At 42.6% G+C, this 14,246-nt stretch carries 10 protein-coding genes and 3 pseudogenes; 9 read left to right on the forward strand and 4 right to left on the reverse strand.

Going from position 1 to position 14,246, the window contains the following annotated elements:
* Positions 1-21: 21 nt before the first annotated feature.
* Positions 22-969, forward strand: coding sequence for a tRNA (adenosine(37)-N6)-dimethylallyltransferase MiaA (gene miaA, locus X919_RS0112700; protein ID WP_028900433.1), 948 nt, complete (start codon positions 22-24; stop codon positions 967-969).
* A 45-nt stretch (positions 970-1,014) separates the two neighbouring features.
* Here the strand turns inward: miaA and X919_RS17435 are convergent.
* Positions 1,015-1,146, reverse strand: a pseudogene (locus X919_RS17435) (IS982 family transposase); the annotation flags it as partial.
* Positions 1,147-1,353: 207 nt separating this feature from the next.
* Here X919_RS17435 and X919_RS16255 point away from each other — a divergent pair.
* From X919_RS16255 to X919_RS0112720, 5 genes and pseudogenes are all read left to right on the forward strand, one after another.
* Positions 1,354-1,578 (forward strand): annotated as a pseudogene (locus X919_RS16255) (multidrug DMT transporter permease); the annotation flags it as partial.
* Positions 1,575-1,876 (forward strand): annotated as a pseudogene (locus X919_RS15465) (DNA-binding protein). The pseudogenes X919_RS16255 and X919_RS15465, both read left to right, overlap by 4 nt.
* A gap of 186 nt (positions 1,877-2,062) precedes the next feature.
* Positions 2,063-2,698, forward strand: coding sequence for a TetR/AcrR family transcriptional regulator (locus X919_RS0112710; protein ID WP_028900434.1), 636 nt, complete (start codon positions 2,063-2,065; stop codon positions 2,696-2,698).
* A 4-nt stretch (positions 2,699-2,702) separates the two neighbouring features.
* Entirely contained in the window at positions 2,703-5,117 is a 2,415-nt protein-coding gene (locus X919_RS0112715; protein ID WP_028900435.1) for a TonB-dependent receptor, read from the forward strand.
* Between the two features lie 27 nt (positions 5,118-5,144).
* Complete coding sequence (locus X919_RS0112720) at positions 5,145-6,332, forward strand: YncE family protein (protein ID WP_028900436.1); 1,188 nt, start codon at positions 5,145-5,147, stop codon at positions 6,330-6,332.
* A gap of 284 nt (positions 6,333-6,616) precedes the next feature.
* Here X919_RS0112720 and X919_RS0112725 read toward each other — a convergent pair whose 3' ends face one another.
* The gene (locus tag X919_RS0112725) at positions 6,617-7,321 is read right to left on the reverse strand and encodes a Crp/Fnr family transcriptional regulator (protein WP_028900437.1); all 705 of its coding nucleotides are present in this window, start codon (positions 7,319-7,321) and stop codon (positions 6,617-6,619) included.
* A gap of 237 nt (positions 7,322-7,558) precedes the next feature.
* Here X919_RS0112725 and X919_RS0112730 point away from each other — a divergent pair, with 237 nt between their 5' ends.
* The 3 genes from X919_RS0112730 to X919_RS0112740 are packed head-to-tail and all read left to right on the forward strand — an operon-like array spanning position 7,559 to position 12,235.
* On the forward strand, positions 7,559-9,526 hold the full coding sequence (locus tag X919_RS0112730) for a glycogen debranching enzyme N-terminal domain-containing protein (RefSeq protein WP_028900438.1): 1,968 nt from the start codon (positions 7,559-7,561) through the stop codon (positions 9,524-9,526).
* Positions 9,523-10,791, forward strand: coding sequence for a glycosyltransferase family 4 protein (locus tag X919_RS0112735; protein ID WP_028900439.1), 1,269 nt, complete (start codon positions 9,523-9,525; stop codon positions 10,789-10,791). Before X919_RS0112730 ends, X919_RS0112735 begins: the two co-directional genes overlap by 4 nt.
* Positions 10,792-10,816: 25 nt before the next feature.
* On the forward strand, positions 10,817-12,235 hold the full coding sequence (locus X919_RS0112740) for a glycoside hydrolase family 57 protein (protein ID WP_028900440.1): 1,419 nt from the start codon (positions 10,817-10,819) through the stop codon (positions 12,233-12,235).
* A 400-nt stretch (positions 12,236-12,635) separates the two neighbouring features.
* Here the strand turns inward: X919_RS0112740 and panD are convergent, their stop codons facing one another.
* Together panD and panC are read right to left on the reverse strand one after the other, a co-directional pair.
* On the reverse strand, positions 12,636-12,980 hold the full coding sequence (panD, locus tag X919_RS0112745; protein ID WP_028900441.1) for an aspartate 1-decarboxylase: 345 nt from the start codon (positions 12,978-12,980) through the stop codon (positions 12,636-12,638).
* Positions 12,977-13,840: a pantoate--beta-alanine ligase gene (gene panC / locus X919_RS0112750; RefSeq protein WP_028900442.1), complete on the reverse strand. Its 864-nt coding sequence runs from the start codon at positions 13,838-13,840 to the stop codon at positions 12,977-12,979. Before panC ends, panD begins: the two co-directional genes overlap by 4 nt.
* Positions 13,841-14,246: the final 406 nt, after the last annotated feature.

Here is a 14,246-nt window from a genome sequence, read left to right on the forward strand (position 1 = left end):
TTTTTTATTATCTTTGCTCACATGACAAATGAAACGGCACCTCTAATCACAATTCTCGGACCTACAGCATCGGGGAAAACAACATTTGCAACTCACTTAGCTGCGACACAATGTGGTGAAATCCTAAGTGGCGATAGTCGTCAGGTTTATCGTGGAATGGACATTGGTACGGGCAAAGATTTATCGGATTATATAGTAGACGGACAAGCTATTCCCTATCATTTGATAGACATCTGCGATCCAGGAACGAAATATAACCTCTTTCGCTATCAAGAAGATTTCATGAAAGGCTATGAAGACATTCGTAAACGGGGCGCACAACCTATTCTTTGCGGTGGAACAGGACTTTATATCGAATCGGTTTTGAAAGGCTACCACCTGTCGCCAGTTCCACAAAATAAAGTGTTGCGTCAAGAATTAGCTCATAAAACATTAGATGAGCTAACGGAAATTTTAAAACAATTGAAACAACAACAGGGAGACTCACTACACAACACAACGGATGTTGATTCCTGTCAGCGCGCTATTCGTGCGATAGAAATTGAGACCTATAATCTACAACACCCTACAACCGAACGAGAATATCCTCCTATTCCGTCTGTCATCATTGGCCTAAACATTGATCGAGAAGCTCGTCGTCAGAAAATAACACAACGCTTACAAGCACGTCTCAATGCAGGAATGATTGCAGAAGTAGAGCAACTATTGCAACAAGGAATTCCCGCCGATGACCTTATTTATTATGGTTTAGAGTATAAATTTGTGACAGAATACGTAGTTGGGAAATTGACTTTTGGAGAGATGTTTCGACAGTTAGAAATAGCAATCCATCAATTTGCAAAACGACAAATGACATGGTTCCGTGGTATGGAGCGCCGTGGCTTCACAATTCATTGGATAGATGCAACGCTCCCCATGAAAGAAAAACTGTCAAAGGCTTGTAGCCTGTTGCAACTTTCACACCAGTAGCTCCCTCTTTCATCTACTAAAATGGTACGCGATTTCGGGATAAGCTTAGTATACAAATAGTTCTAACTGCTTTGATTTTTCAATATAAACAGGTAACACCTCTGTTTTATTGTCAAAAAAGCAATAGGCAATAAGGACAGAACATAGGTTCATGATAAAGTTATGTATTGAGCGGTGTACGAATAATAGCATATAAGAATCGTTATCATCTCACTTTCGGAAAGTCTCCCTTTACGATTTATGTAACATTTCCTACTACTATTATGGGCGAATAAGCACAGGTCTTTCTTCAATTCACCGCCTAAATTCTTGTCAAACTCATCGATAATACAGAATATTTCTGTAACATTATCCTTGGTTATCATCGCTATATGTATTTTATAAGAATGCTGCCACAAGACATTCGGAGAGAAAAGCAAGCACACAGATAGGCCGCACAAAGGGGATGTGTGCGGGCTACCGAATATCAGTAAGCGCACCTTGTAGCATTATCACGATATGGGTATGCTGTCGTTTACGCAGATCGGACACAAGTGCTATTGCACGCGTGAAGATGTGGAAGCACTTCTTCTTACAAAGTCGAATAAACTTAAAAGCAAACAAATATAAAGGAAACAACAAGAGATTTGAACATGGAGACGGACGAGATGCAGCTGGTCGTCTCGACATTGAGAAATGTAGGGAAACGGATAGTAGAAATGACGGATACGCACAAGCTACTCTTATAGATGGACTTTTCCTCATGTGCAAGGAAGTGTGCGATCGGCTGCATATCAGTTCCTGCTCCTTACAGGACTATCGCAACAGAAAGATTATACCCTACACGCAGTTTGCTGGGAAGATACTCTACAAAGAATCGCTTTTAGAAAAAAATGTTGAAGGAGAATTTTTATTCAAGCTCATTTAAGTTTGGTATCATAATTCGATTAAAATACTCATTAATAGGTATTGTCTGTATCGGATTCTTTCCATATCTTTGTATCCAAAAATCGAATTAATGATAAAAATATCACACAGCCGCATAAAGGCAATAATAAAAGTAGCGTACTGTCTAAAAAAGACAGTACGCTTTTTTTATGAACAAAATTAAACGATGTCCGTTAATAAAACAGTAATGAAAACGTTAAAAGAAGACATAAGAAACAAGATTGTCGCAGCTGCTCGCAATGAATTTATTAAAAATGGCTTTAGAAAAACTTCGATGCGAACAATTTCGGCAAAATCGGGAGTTGCCTTAGGTAATATATACAATTATTTTAAGACAAAGGATGATATTTTTTATACTGTCCTTAGACCTTTACTTATAGTCTTGGATGAAAGGATGTCCTCCTATCGCATAGAACATAACAAAATAGATAAACTTCACTTCTCTATACAAAATCAAAAAGATTTGCTAAGAGAAACGCTTAAAATAATTTTCTTATATAAAGAAGAATTAAAGTTATTACTCTTTGAATCAAAAGGTACTTCTGTAGAGTTTTTCCGTGAAAATTTTATCGAAGAACAAGTTACAATAAGTAAAGAATATATTGACCAAATGCAAAAAGTCTATCCACAAATACAAACAAGAATTTCGTCACTATTCTTTCGGATTTCCTCTTCCACATGGGTAACGATCATCGGAGAGATTGTCTCAAGCACAGAAATCTGCAAGGAAGAGGTAAAACAGGTCTTATCTGAATACATACGCTATAATACGGCAGGATGGCGAGAACTCATTAATCCATAAAATTATGAACAGATTATTCATCGTAACGATACTGTGTTTGTGTACAACAGTTTTGTCTGCCCAAAATATATTACGTGGGAAAATCATAGATAAAGAAACAGGACTTCCCATATCTGGGGCATACATATCAATCAAAAATACAAAACAGAAAACAGTTTCTGACAAGACAGGCAATTATCAAATTGACATTCCCTCAAATGGAACATGTATTGTTGAGGTTTCATTTGTTGGATATAAACGAGTAAGGCAAGTCATTGTGTTAAACGGCAATATCACAAAAGACTTTTTCTTAGAATCATCAGCGAACGTCCTTAACGAAGTTGTAGTGAGGGGATCTTCCCAGCAGGCGGAAATAAACCGCATTCGGCAGAGTCCTATGGCTGTAACCGTAGTGGACGGATCCAAGCTGCGGGGACGTTCAAGCGGTATAGAAGAAATTCTTACACGCACGTCTGGCATCAAAGTAAGAAAGACAGGCGGATTGGGAAGTGCGTCGCGCATATCTGTACATGGTTTAGAAGGTAAGCGTGTCGCCGTATATATTAATGGGTTTCCACTCAACAGTCCTGACGGTTCTTTCGACATCAACGATATTCCAATAGATGTAATCAAATATATAGAGGTGTACAAGGGTATTGTGCCTGCAGAATATGGAGGCGACGGATTAGGAGGAGCCATCAATATTGTGACACGTGAGGATGAATGCGACTTAGTAGGATTCACGCAGGAATTGGCATCATTCGGAACATCCAAGACACTTACAAGTGCTCAAAAGCTTTTTGCAAAGTCAGGCATATTATTTAATGTTGCTTTCTTTAAGAATAAATCCAAGAACAACTACACGATGTCATGGCCAGTATTCGAAATAAACCTGCCAGTCTCAGAATACAGAAAGGTAAGACGAAATAATGACTATTATGACGCAGACTTCTATCATGTCGGCATTGGTTTTAGAAAGTTATACTTCGATAAACTGGATTTGGAATGCGCCTTCTACAGAAATAAAAAAGGTATACAGTCTCTTAACTTTGATTCGCAGCATGCCTATATGAAAGACTTTAATATAATGCCCACTTTGCATATAGAAAAAGACGACTTCATCTTTAAAGGTTTGGAAATGAAATCATCCCTTGTTATTCCTATTATACAAACGAGCCTGATAGACACAACAACAACAAGAAGACAATGGGATGGAACCATCACTCAGGCAATGGGGGAAACAGAAGATAATCTTCTTAATGAATCCCATAACCGGCAATTTGAATTACGAAACAAATTTAATTTAAAATATACATTTGGACAACATACATTCAACATAAATGATCAACTTGCTCTTTCGGACTACCGTCCTAAAGATGAACGCAAGAATGACTATCTCGGGTTCGATCCTAGCTCGTTTCCCAGCAAAATGATTTCAAACAATATCGGACTCTGTCATTTGTATGCCTCTTCCAATCATCGTTTTCAGAATTCCTTGACGATAAGCATTTACTATCTGAAGTCAAAAATCTTTAGAACAAGCGATGCCTTGTCGAAAGCCCAAATAAAAGATGCATCAGCTCCCAAACAAACAAGTGTGAACAAAACGTACTACGGATTTAGTGAGGGAGTGAGCTATGAGTTTTGGAAAGGCGTGAGGGGAAAGTTCTCGTTTTCACACAATGTGAGACTCCCTGACACAGGAGAACTTTTCGGTAACGGAATGAGCATCAAGCCATCAGTGAACTTACTGCCTGAAATTGGAGACAACCTGAACGTTGGAACCATCATAGATATAAGAAATGTGATGGGACTTACCCGCGTGCAGTGGGAAACAAACTTCTATTACATGTATATCCAAAATATGATAAGGCTTTTCCCCGCTGATATCCATTCCATCTACACAAACTTGGGAAAGACGAGCACGATGGGATTTGATACCGATTTGAAAGTAGACGTGACACCAAACATCTATACATATTTCAATCTTACACTACAGGACATTCGAGACCGGCAGAAATGGTTAAACGATGCAAAAGGGACGGATAATCCCACATATAATAAACATGTACCCAACATACCGTCTTTCTATTTTAACTATGGTTTGGAGTATCATGCAGAAAATTTGCTGGGGCGAAATGAACTATCTAGAATTTATATGGATGTGTCCCATGTCGGAGAATTCGATTGGGGATGGCAAATGAGCACACTGTCCGACCAGCGTAAAAAATGGATTATCCCCTCCAACGATGTGTTTACCATAGGCCTTCAACAATCCTTTTGGCACAACAACATTTCATTGAGTTTCGAAGTTGAGAACATCTTTGACAAGGAGAACTATATGGAATTCAAGATGCCACTGCAAGGACGCACTTTTAAAACAAAATTGCGTTTTAATCTGTTCCGCGACAAAACATCGGGCGGAGCAATGAGTTTGTAATATATTACCAATTTAAAAACAAATAAAATGAAACATTATTTTTTAATCGCAGCCCTTGTGTTGCTATCTCTTGTAGGTCTCACCTCATGCGGAAAGGACTCTCCGGACTTTCCTCCCTCTACAAAATCTGAAGTAGGATTTGTACACAGCGTAAACATCGGAGAAAACACATATATTAGCCTGTTCAAGGATCTGAGTATTAATTCACTCAATACAGACAACGCATTGGTGCTTCCGAAGGGGGCATTCACATTCGTGTATAAAAATAAGATATATGTGACAGATACAGAACACCTCTACAAGTACATCCCTAAGGATGGAATCCTTGTTCAAGAAGGAAACACCATGCTATTTCCAAGTGGTGCAAAGGCCACATACATCACATTCTTATCCGAGAAGAAAGCCTACGTTTCTTGTCTTGGATTAGGAAAGGTGTGGATTATAGATCCGTCCTCTATGACAAAAACAGGAGAAATAGATTTATCTGGCTATTCCTTGGGGAAGTTGGCTGGCGACAATAATCCTGAACCATGTGCTTCCATCATCAGAGACGGCATCTTATACGTGACGCTCTGCCAATTAAAGTCTGCCTACTCATGCGAGAAGGGGGCACATATAGCCTTAATAGATACCAAGACCGATAAGCCCATCAAAATGATTAGTGACCCTCGTGCTACAATGGCCTCCTCTATGACCCCTGCTGGGGACCCATTCGTGGACGAGAAGGGTGACATCTATTTCTATTGCGTAGCTATGTTTGGATACCAGCCTGGGGTCAAAGAAGGATTCTTGCGGATTAAGAAAGGGGAGCAAGACTTTGACAACTCATATTGCTTCACCCTTGCAGACGTAAACTTAGAAGGAGTAAAGGGGAACAGGACATCGTATGCTTATAATAAAGTGTATGGTGGAAACGGAAAGGTTTATGGATACCTTAACATTCCCGGAGCGGCAAGCAATCCACCTGACTACGTTCATGACAAATCATTTCAAGCCTTTGAAATTAATCTATACAATAAGACTTGCAAGAAGATGAATTTTTCTGGAACTGTAGGCTGGGCCACATCCATCTGCAAGTTTGGCAATAATATCATCTTCGGCATGTCAACAGACCAAGGCATGGGCTACTCTGTCTATCACATGGATGATGGAAGCTATGAAAAATTGAAGGTAAAGGTTTCTGGAGCACCCTACATGTTGCATGAGCTTAAATAGTTGCCATAAAATATATTGGATACAAACCCAACATCTGAAAGGATGCGAACTTCTTGATTAGAAACTTTAATCTCCCTCAAAACAAGAAAAAGAGCTGTGTCGTTACTCATTATAGGGTTTGATACAGCTCTTTTAGTTATTAAGAATATCGGTGTTATTATACGCAAGTTCGGGATAAGAAAGTTGCTTAAAATGATGGACTTTATAAAAAGAAATGGCATAGATTGTACTTAAAAGCAATAGTTCTTATAGTGCAATCTATGCTATTTTATTGAATAGTTGAATCAACCCAATTGACTAATCTTTATTAATTCGTCGCTATTGACTATCTTTATTTTCCGTCCATCAATTACAATAAGATTTTCGTTTGCAAAATTTGAAAGCGTTCTAATAGCATTGCTCGTCGTCATATTCGAAAGACTTGCTAAATCCTCTCGACTAAGATGAATGCTCAAGGTATCGTCTTCTTCTTCCGATCCAAAGTTATTTTTAAGCAGCAATAGAGCCTCGGCCAAACGACCACGGATATGCTTTTGCGTAAGATTCACGGTTCTGTCATCACTCTGTCCAAGTTCTTTTGAAAGATATCTCAAGAAAAATAAGCTAATATGAAAATTCTCTTTCATCAGCTTAACTATCGTATCGGTATTAAAAAAAGCAACCACAGCATTTTCCAGTGCCATTGCTTCCGTCTTATATAATTCATTAGCAAAATAAGCTCTAAAGCCAAAAAATTCCATTGGTTTAATGGCACGTATGATTTGGCTTCTCCCATTTCTTCCCCATTTATAAATCTTTATCTTCCCTTGAATTAGTACCATCATACGCGTAGGAAGATCTGATGATTTATAGATGAAATGATTCTTTTTAAAACTCTTGATATGAATATCTTGAAGCAGCACCCGTTTTTCAGCTTGTGTGAGTGGAGCCCACATTTCAGCAACAGCTTTAACGACTTCTTTTTTCTCGTAGTCCCGTTTTAGTACCATCGTGCGATTAATTTAATATCTAAAGTATATATATGTGCAAAAGTACTGAAAAACTTTTTATTATTTCTTTTTTGCAAGATAAAATGTAACTAGAAAGCGAAAAAAAATAATCGCCACAAAAAACGAACAATATTATTCGTCCTTTCAAAGAAAATGTTTAACTTTGAACACAACAAAACTATTTATTAAAAATACTGGCGCTATATGAACTAAATTCATAAGCCTTAATAGAAAACTATGAGTTATTTGAAGTTTGAACGAGCATTGGTAACAAATTTAGAAGAGTCGCTCACCCGCGAGTTATTACGCACTAATCGATCGGGAGCTTACTCTTGTTCCACCATAGTTGATTGTAATACGCGTAAGTATCATGGACTATTAGTGGTTCCCGTACCTGAGTTAGATGATGAAAACCATGTGCTACTATCGTCATTAGATGTAACCGTCGTACAGCATGGTGCCGATTTTAATTTAGGTTTACATCGTTATCAAGGCAATCATTTTAGTCCCAATGGTCACAAGTATATCCAGGCATTCAACTGCGATAAAGTGCCAACAACTATTTATCGTGTAGGCGGAGTAATTTTAAAACGTGAGGTTGTCTTTCAACATTATGAAAATCGCATTCTCATTCGTTACACATTGGTTGACTCCCATTCTGAGACCAAGCTACGATTGCGCCCTTTCCTGGCCTTTCGCAGTGTGAAAGAATTTACACACGCCAATGGTATTGCCAGTCGCGACTACCAAGTTGTCAATGGAGGAATTTGCACTTGTTTATATGCAGGGTATCCTAATCTGTATTTACAGTTTGACAAACCCAATGAATTCATTTATCAGCCCGATTGGTATCGTGACATTGAGTATGCGAAAGAAAGAGAAAGAGGCTACGATTCTACAGAAGACTTATATGTGCCAGGCTATTTTGAATTGGATATCAAAAAGGGGGAGAGTATTGTTTTTTCAGCATCAACCTCAGAAATCGAGCATTCAACACTACATGATTTATTTACTACAGAAGTGGCTGAACGTACTCCACGCGACAACTTCTTCCACTGCTTGGTGAATGCAGCTCACCAGTTCCACATTCATGAGAAAAATGGCGACCGTTATATTTTAGCAGGTTATCCATGGTTTAAATGCCGAGCACGCGACATGTTTATTGCATTACCTGGACTGACACTATCTATCAATGAGCGTGACTATTTTGAATTGGTCATGGAAACTGCAACACGTGGCCTACAAGAGTTTATGGCAGGTCATCCACTTTCGGTCAAAATTGCTGAGATAGAACAACCCGATGTGATGCTGTGGGCGATATGGTGTCTTCAACAATATGCTAAAGATGCGGGGTTAGAAGCATGCCAATCACGCTATGGTAGTCTGCTCTCTGCGATTCTTTCTTTTGTAGAATCGGGCCGTCATCCACACTTGATACTCAAGGAGAATGGGTTGGTCTATACTGAAGGGCGCGAGCGAGCTATGACCTGGATGAACTCTACTACAGATGGTCATCCCATTATTCCCCGCTCAGGCTATATCGTCGAATTCAATGCATTGTGGTATAATGCCCTTAAATTTGCTGTCGAGATGGCTACATTAACTCATAATAAAGCCAAAGTAAAACATCTTGAGTCTCTGGCCACACGCTGTCAACAAGCATTTGTTTCGTGTTTTGTAAATGAGCATGGCTACTTATTCGATTATGTAGACGATGGGCAACAGGATTGGAGTGTGCGTCCAAATATGATTTTTGCCGTAGCGTTAGATTACTCCCCTTTAAACCAGGAACAAAAGAAAAATGTGCTGGACGTCTGCACGCGCGAGTTGCTTACACCGAAAGGACTACGCACGCTTTCCCCCAAAAGTAATGGCTATACCCCTCTTTACACGGGACCACAACGCCAGCGCGACTACGCCTATCATCAAGGAACAGCATGGCCATGGCTGGGTGGTTTCTACATGGAGGCCTGCTTGAAACTCTACAAACGTACCCGATTAAGTTTCATAGAACGGCAAATGGTTGGTTATGAAGACGAGATGACCCATCATTGCTTAGGAACTATTCCTGAGCTTTTCGATGGCAACCCGCCATTTAAGGGAAAAGCGGCTATCTCGTTTGCCATGAATGTGGCCGAGATTTTACGTACATTAGCACAGCTCGAAAATTATCACTTCACTTCAGATACGGAGGGAAAGGCATGAAAATATTAATGTTTGGATGGGAATATCCGCCCCATGTTTATGGTGGCTTAGCCACAGCAAACTATGGAATTACTGAAGGATTACATGCACAAGGCGACATGGATATTACGCTTTGCTTGCCTAAGCCTTTCGGTGACGAAGATCAAACGGCTGCACAAATCATAGCCATGAATTGCGTACCTATTGCATGGCGTGATTTTGATGCAGACACACTCAGGGCACGCATTGGCCATGTGATGTCGCCAGAACGCTATTATCAGTTGCGCAATCACATCTATGGAGATTTCAATTATATGCACGTCAACGACATGGGATGCATGGAGTTTGCGGGCGGATATCCTGGAAACCTACATGAAGAAATCAACAATTATTCCATCATCGCGGGGGTTGTGGCACGCACACTCGAATTCGACATCATCCACGCCCACGATTGGCTGACTTACCCTGCAGGCATACATGCTAAACATGTGAGTGGAAAACCACTTTGCATTCATGTGCATGCTACCGATTTCGACCGCAGCCGCGGCCATGTCAACCCTACTGTGTTTGGCATTGAAAAAGATGGAATGGATCATGCCGACTGCATCATGTGCGTGAGCGAGTTAACGCGTCAAACCGTCATTCAGCAATATCATCAAGACCCACGCAAGGTGTTCACCGTGCACAATGCGGTTTATCCGCTATCCGAAGAAATTCAAAAGCTTCCCCGCCCCAATCACAAAGGCAAAGAGAAAGTCGTTACCTTCTTAGGTCGTTTGACGATGCAAAAGGGACCAGAATATTTTGTTGAAGCTGCCAACATGGTGCTCCACCGCACACGCAACGTGCGGTTCTGCATGGCGGGCTCGGGCGATATGATGAATCAAATGATTTACCTTGCTGCCGAACGGGGCATTGCCGACCGTTTACATTTCCCTGGATTCATGCGCGGAAAGCAAGTATACGAATGTTTGAAAGATTCCGATGTCTACGTCATGCCCTCCGTGAGTGAGCCATTTGGCATCTCGCCTTTAGAGGCTATGCAATGTGGCACGCCCACCATCATTTCCAAGCAAAGTGGCTGCTCGGAAATCTTAACGAACTGCATCAAGGTTGATTACTGGGACATCCACGCTTTAGCCGATGCCATTTACAGCATCTGCCACAACGAAAGCCTCTTCGACTATTTAGCCGTCGAGGGCAAGAAAGAGGTCGACCAAATTACATGGACCAAGGTGGGTGCATGGATAAAGGAACTCTATCTGCGCGTGTTAGGTTGGCAATAAATAGAAACAAAAAAATAAAAGACATATGAAAACAATCTGTTTATATTTTGAGATACACCAGATTACGCATCTCAAGCGCTATCGCTTTTTCGACATCGGCACCGATCATTATTACTATGACGACTACGAAAACGAGCAGCGAATAGCCGAAGTAGCCGAAAAATCGTATATGCCAGCGCTCAATGCCCTGCTCGACATGATTCATCGTCACGGGCAGCAGTTCAAAGTGGCATTTTCGCTGAGCGGCGTCTGCGTGGAGCAGTTAGAGATGCATGCTCCACAAGTGCTGAGCAAGTTGCAGGAACTCAACGAAACGGGCTGCGTGGAATTTCTCGCCGAACCCTATTCGCATGGCCTCTCATCATTAGTGAATGTGGATAGTTTCGCCGCCGAAGTGAAACGGCAGTGTGCCTTGATGTATGAATATTTCGGCAAACAGCCTCAGGTGCTGCGCAACTCCTCGCTCATCTATAACGACGAAATTGGCTACCAGGCTGCTAAAATGGGCTTCAAAGGCATGATTACCGAGGGAGCGAAGCACGTGCTGGGATGGAAATCGCCCCATTACTTGTACAACAATCCCTTAGCACCCAATTTGAAATTGCTTCTGCGCGACATCGCTTTGAGCGACGACATCTCGCTGCGATTCAACGACCACAGCTGGGCGGGCTATCCCCTATTTGCCGACCATTTCATCGACGAAATTGCCTCACTCCCCGAGCGCGAAGAAGTGATTAACATCTTCATGGAACTATCGGCCCTGGGCATGGCACAGCCATTAGAAAGCAACATTTTGGAGTTCTTCAAAGCCCTACCCGATTGCGCGGCAGCACGCCACATCACATTTGCCACCCCCACTGAGCTCTGCGAAAATCGTCGCCCTGTCGACCACCTCTTGGTGCCCGACTCCTTAAGCTGGGTTGACGAAGAGCGCGACGTTAGTCCATGGTTGGGAAACCCCATGCAGCAAGAGGCGTTCAACAAGCTCTATAGCGTGGCCGACCGCGTGCGCATTGCCAACGACCCACGCATCAATCAAGACTGGGACTATCTGCAGGCCAGCAACAACTTTCGTTTCATGACCACAAAACCCTCATTAGTGGGCATTGATCGCGGCATTTACGACAGTCCTTTCGACGCCTTCACCAACTACATGAATATTCTTGGCGACTTCATCAATCGTGTCAATGGCCTCTATCCGGCCGATATCGACAACGACGAACTCGAAAACCTCCTCACCATGATCAAAAATCAAGGCGACGAAATCGAGATGAAGGATAAAGAAATTGTGCGATTGCAAGCGAAAATCCAAAAGTTGGAAGCAACCGAGAAAAAAGCTACGAGCCACACCGCTTCTGCCGAAACGAGCGCCGCAAAACAAGCCGACAAAGCGCATGGCGCAACGAAAGCCAAGCGCACAACGGCTCACAAAACCAAGAAATAACTCTCGGTGGCGGCTGCGCCGCGCAACCTATTGCCCATGTGCAAGGCCAGTAGCCACAACAACCCAAAAACAAAAGCGTCACATTGTCCGCTCCTGCGCGCAATGTGACGCTTTGCTCATATAGATATGTGCGGCGTACCCTACGCCGCGAAGAACTGGCTCAAAAAGTGTGCGGCGTACCCTACGCCGCATAGAACTAACCAAAATAGTGTGCGGCGTACCCTACGCCGCAAAGAACTGACCCAAAAAGTGTGCGGCGTACCCTACGCCGCAAAGAACTGACCAAAAGAGTGTGCGGCGTACCCTACGCCGCATAGAACTGGCTCAAAAAGTGTGCGGCGTACCCTACGCCGCACACTCCATTTCACATTTTCCTTGTTGCTACACGCGTCAACGACGCTTACAGCCGATTACCTTCCTTAGGAAAAACGATGGCAGGCGAAAATGCTCTGGCCTCGTCCACATCCATCAACGCATAGGCAATGATAATCACCACATCGCCCACTTGCACCTTGCGCGCAGCTGCGCCATTGAGACAAATGCAACCACTGCCACGCTCACCTTTTATAATATAGGTTTCGAAACGCTCACCATTGTTGTTGTTCACAATCTGCACCTTCTCACCAGCAATCAGCCCAGCAGCATCCATCAAATCTTCATCAATAGTGATGCTGCCCATATAATGCAAATTGGCCTCGGTCACCGTGACACAATGCAACTTGCTCTTCAAAACTTCAATCATCATGCCTTGCCCTCCTTTCGATAAGTGATGTGGTCAATCAATCGAATGGGCGTGGCACCGCAATACACCGTGATGCAGCCCACCACCTCGGCCGCTTCGTCCCAACGGGTCACAGGCAGCAGCGTTGCACCATCCACAATGTCGAAATATTCCACACGCAGACCATCGATGGCATTGAGCTGAGCCACCACTTCATCGTGCACCTCGCCCACCGTCTTCGTCTGGCTCTGCGCCACACTCGCCTGCAGTGCCTCGTAAATCTTCGGTGCCAACAAGCGCTCTTCGGGCGTGAGCAAAGTGTTGCGACTGCTCTTGGCCAAGCCATCAGACTCGCGCACCGTGGGACATTCAATAATCTCCACCTCGCTGTTGATGAAGCCAACCAAACGCTTAATCACAGCCACTTGCTGCCAATCTTTCTCACCAAAATAGGCACAATGAGGCTTGACGATGTAAAACAAACGGCTCACCACCTGACAAACACCATTGAAATGCCCCGGCCGATAGGCTCCCTCCATCACCGTCGTCACAGGCGGAAAGGCAAAAACACGCGTGTCGGGCGTGGGATAAATCTCCTCCACCGATGGAGCAAACACAATGTCGGCACCACACGACTCAGCCAAAGCACAATCGGCCTCCAATGTCTTCGGATAGCGAGCCAAATCGTTCTGGTCGTTAAACTGCGTGGGATTGAGAAACACCGAAACCACCGTCACATCGCAATCCTTCGCACTCTGTCGAATGAGCGAAGCATGTCCCTCGTGCAACGCGCCCATCGTGGGCACCAAACCTATTCGCTTGCCCGCCTTCCGCGATGCATACAATGCGTTTTGTAACGCTACTATACCATTGATAACTTCCATTTATTTCGTTTTAATTCGGCTGCAAAATAACCACTTTTTTTTGAGAATAGAAAGCATTAGCAGCAAGAATTCACCTTAGACAACCTGCCATCTACTTGCAAAAAAATATTAAACAATGCAACCCTGTAACCCGCATCCCAACACACTCTACAGCGCATTTCCACCGCTTCTCTCGCGACATATTTTCATCTACCCCCCCCAATTACCTTACAAAATGTTTTTATATTCCATTTAAAACTTTTACCTTTGCAAGCGATTTTATTCAATAACAACGCTATATAGTTTGATTTGCTATCGTTACAAACAAACAGGAAACAAGATTTAAAACAAAAAAATATATAAAAACAAACAGTAATGAAACGAATGGAATTTAGGAAGCGGGCATACACGGCTCCCGCATGCACTG

The sequence above is a fragment of the Prevotella sp. HJM029 genome (assembly GCF_000599605.1).
GTDB lineage: Bacteria > Bacteroidota > Bacteroidia > Bacteroidales > Bacteroidaceae > Prevotella.

What these genes read in the sequence shown, in the direction of transcription:
- X919_RS0112730 (WP_028900438.1), top strand. Translation starts at nt 7,559, where the DNA reads ATGAGTTATTTGAAGTTTGAACGAGCATTGGTAACAAATTTAGAAGAG.
- X919_RS0112710 (WP_028900434.1), top strand. Translation starts at nt 2,063, where the DNA reads ATGTCCGTTAATAAAACAGTAATGAAAACGTTAAAAGAAGACATAAGA.
- X919_RS0112715 (WP_028900435.1), top strand. Translation starts at nt 2,703, where the DNA reads ATGAACAGATTATTCATCGTAACGATACTGTGTTTGTGTACAACAGTT.
- X919_RS0112740 (WP_028900440.1), top strand. Translation starts at nt 10,817, where the DNA reads ATGAAAACAATCTGTTTATATTTTGAGATACACCAGATTACGCATCTC.
- panD (WP_028900441.1), bottom strand. Translation starts at nt 12,980, where the DNA reads ATGATGATTGAAGTTTTGAAGAGCAAGTTGCATTGTGTCACGGTGACC.
- X919_RS0112725 (WP_028900437.1), bottom strand. Translation starts at nt 7,321, where the DNA reads ATGGTACTAAAACGGGACTACGAGAAAAAAGAAGTCGTTAAAGCTGTT.
- miaA (WP_028900433.1), top strand. Translation starts at nt 22, where the DNA reads ATGACAAATGAAACGGCACCTCTAATCACAATTCTCGGACCTACAGCA.
- X919_RS0112720 (WP_028900436.1), top strand. Translation starts at nt 5,145, where the DNA reads ATGAAACATTATTTTTTAATCGCAGCCCTTGTGTTGCTATCTCTTGTA.
- panC (WP_028900442.1), bottom strand. Translation starts at nt 13,840, where the DNA reads ATGGAAGTTATCAATGGTATAGTAGCGTTACAAAACGCATTGTATGCA.
- X919_RS0112735 (WP_028900439.1), top strand. Translation starts at nt 9,523, where the DNA reads ATGAAAATATTAATGTTTGGATGGGAATATCCGCCCCATGTTTATGGT.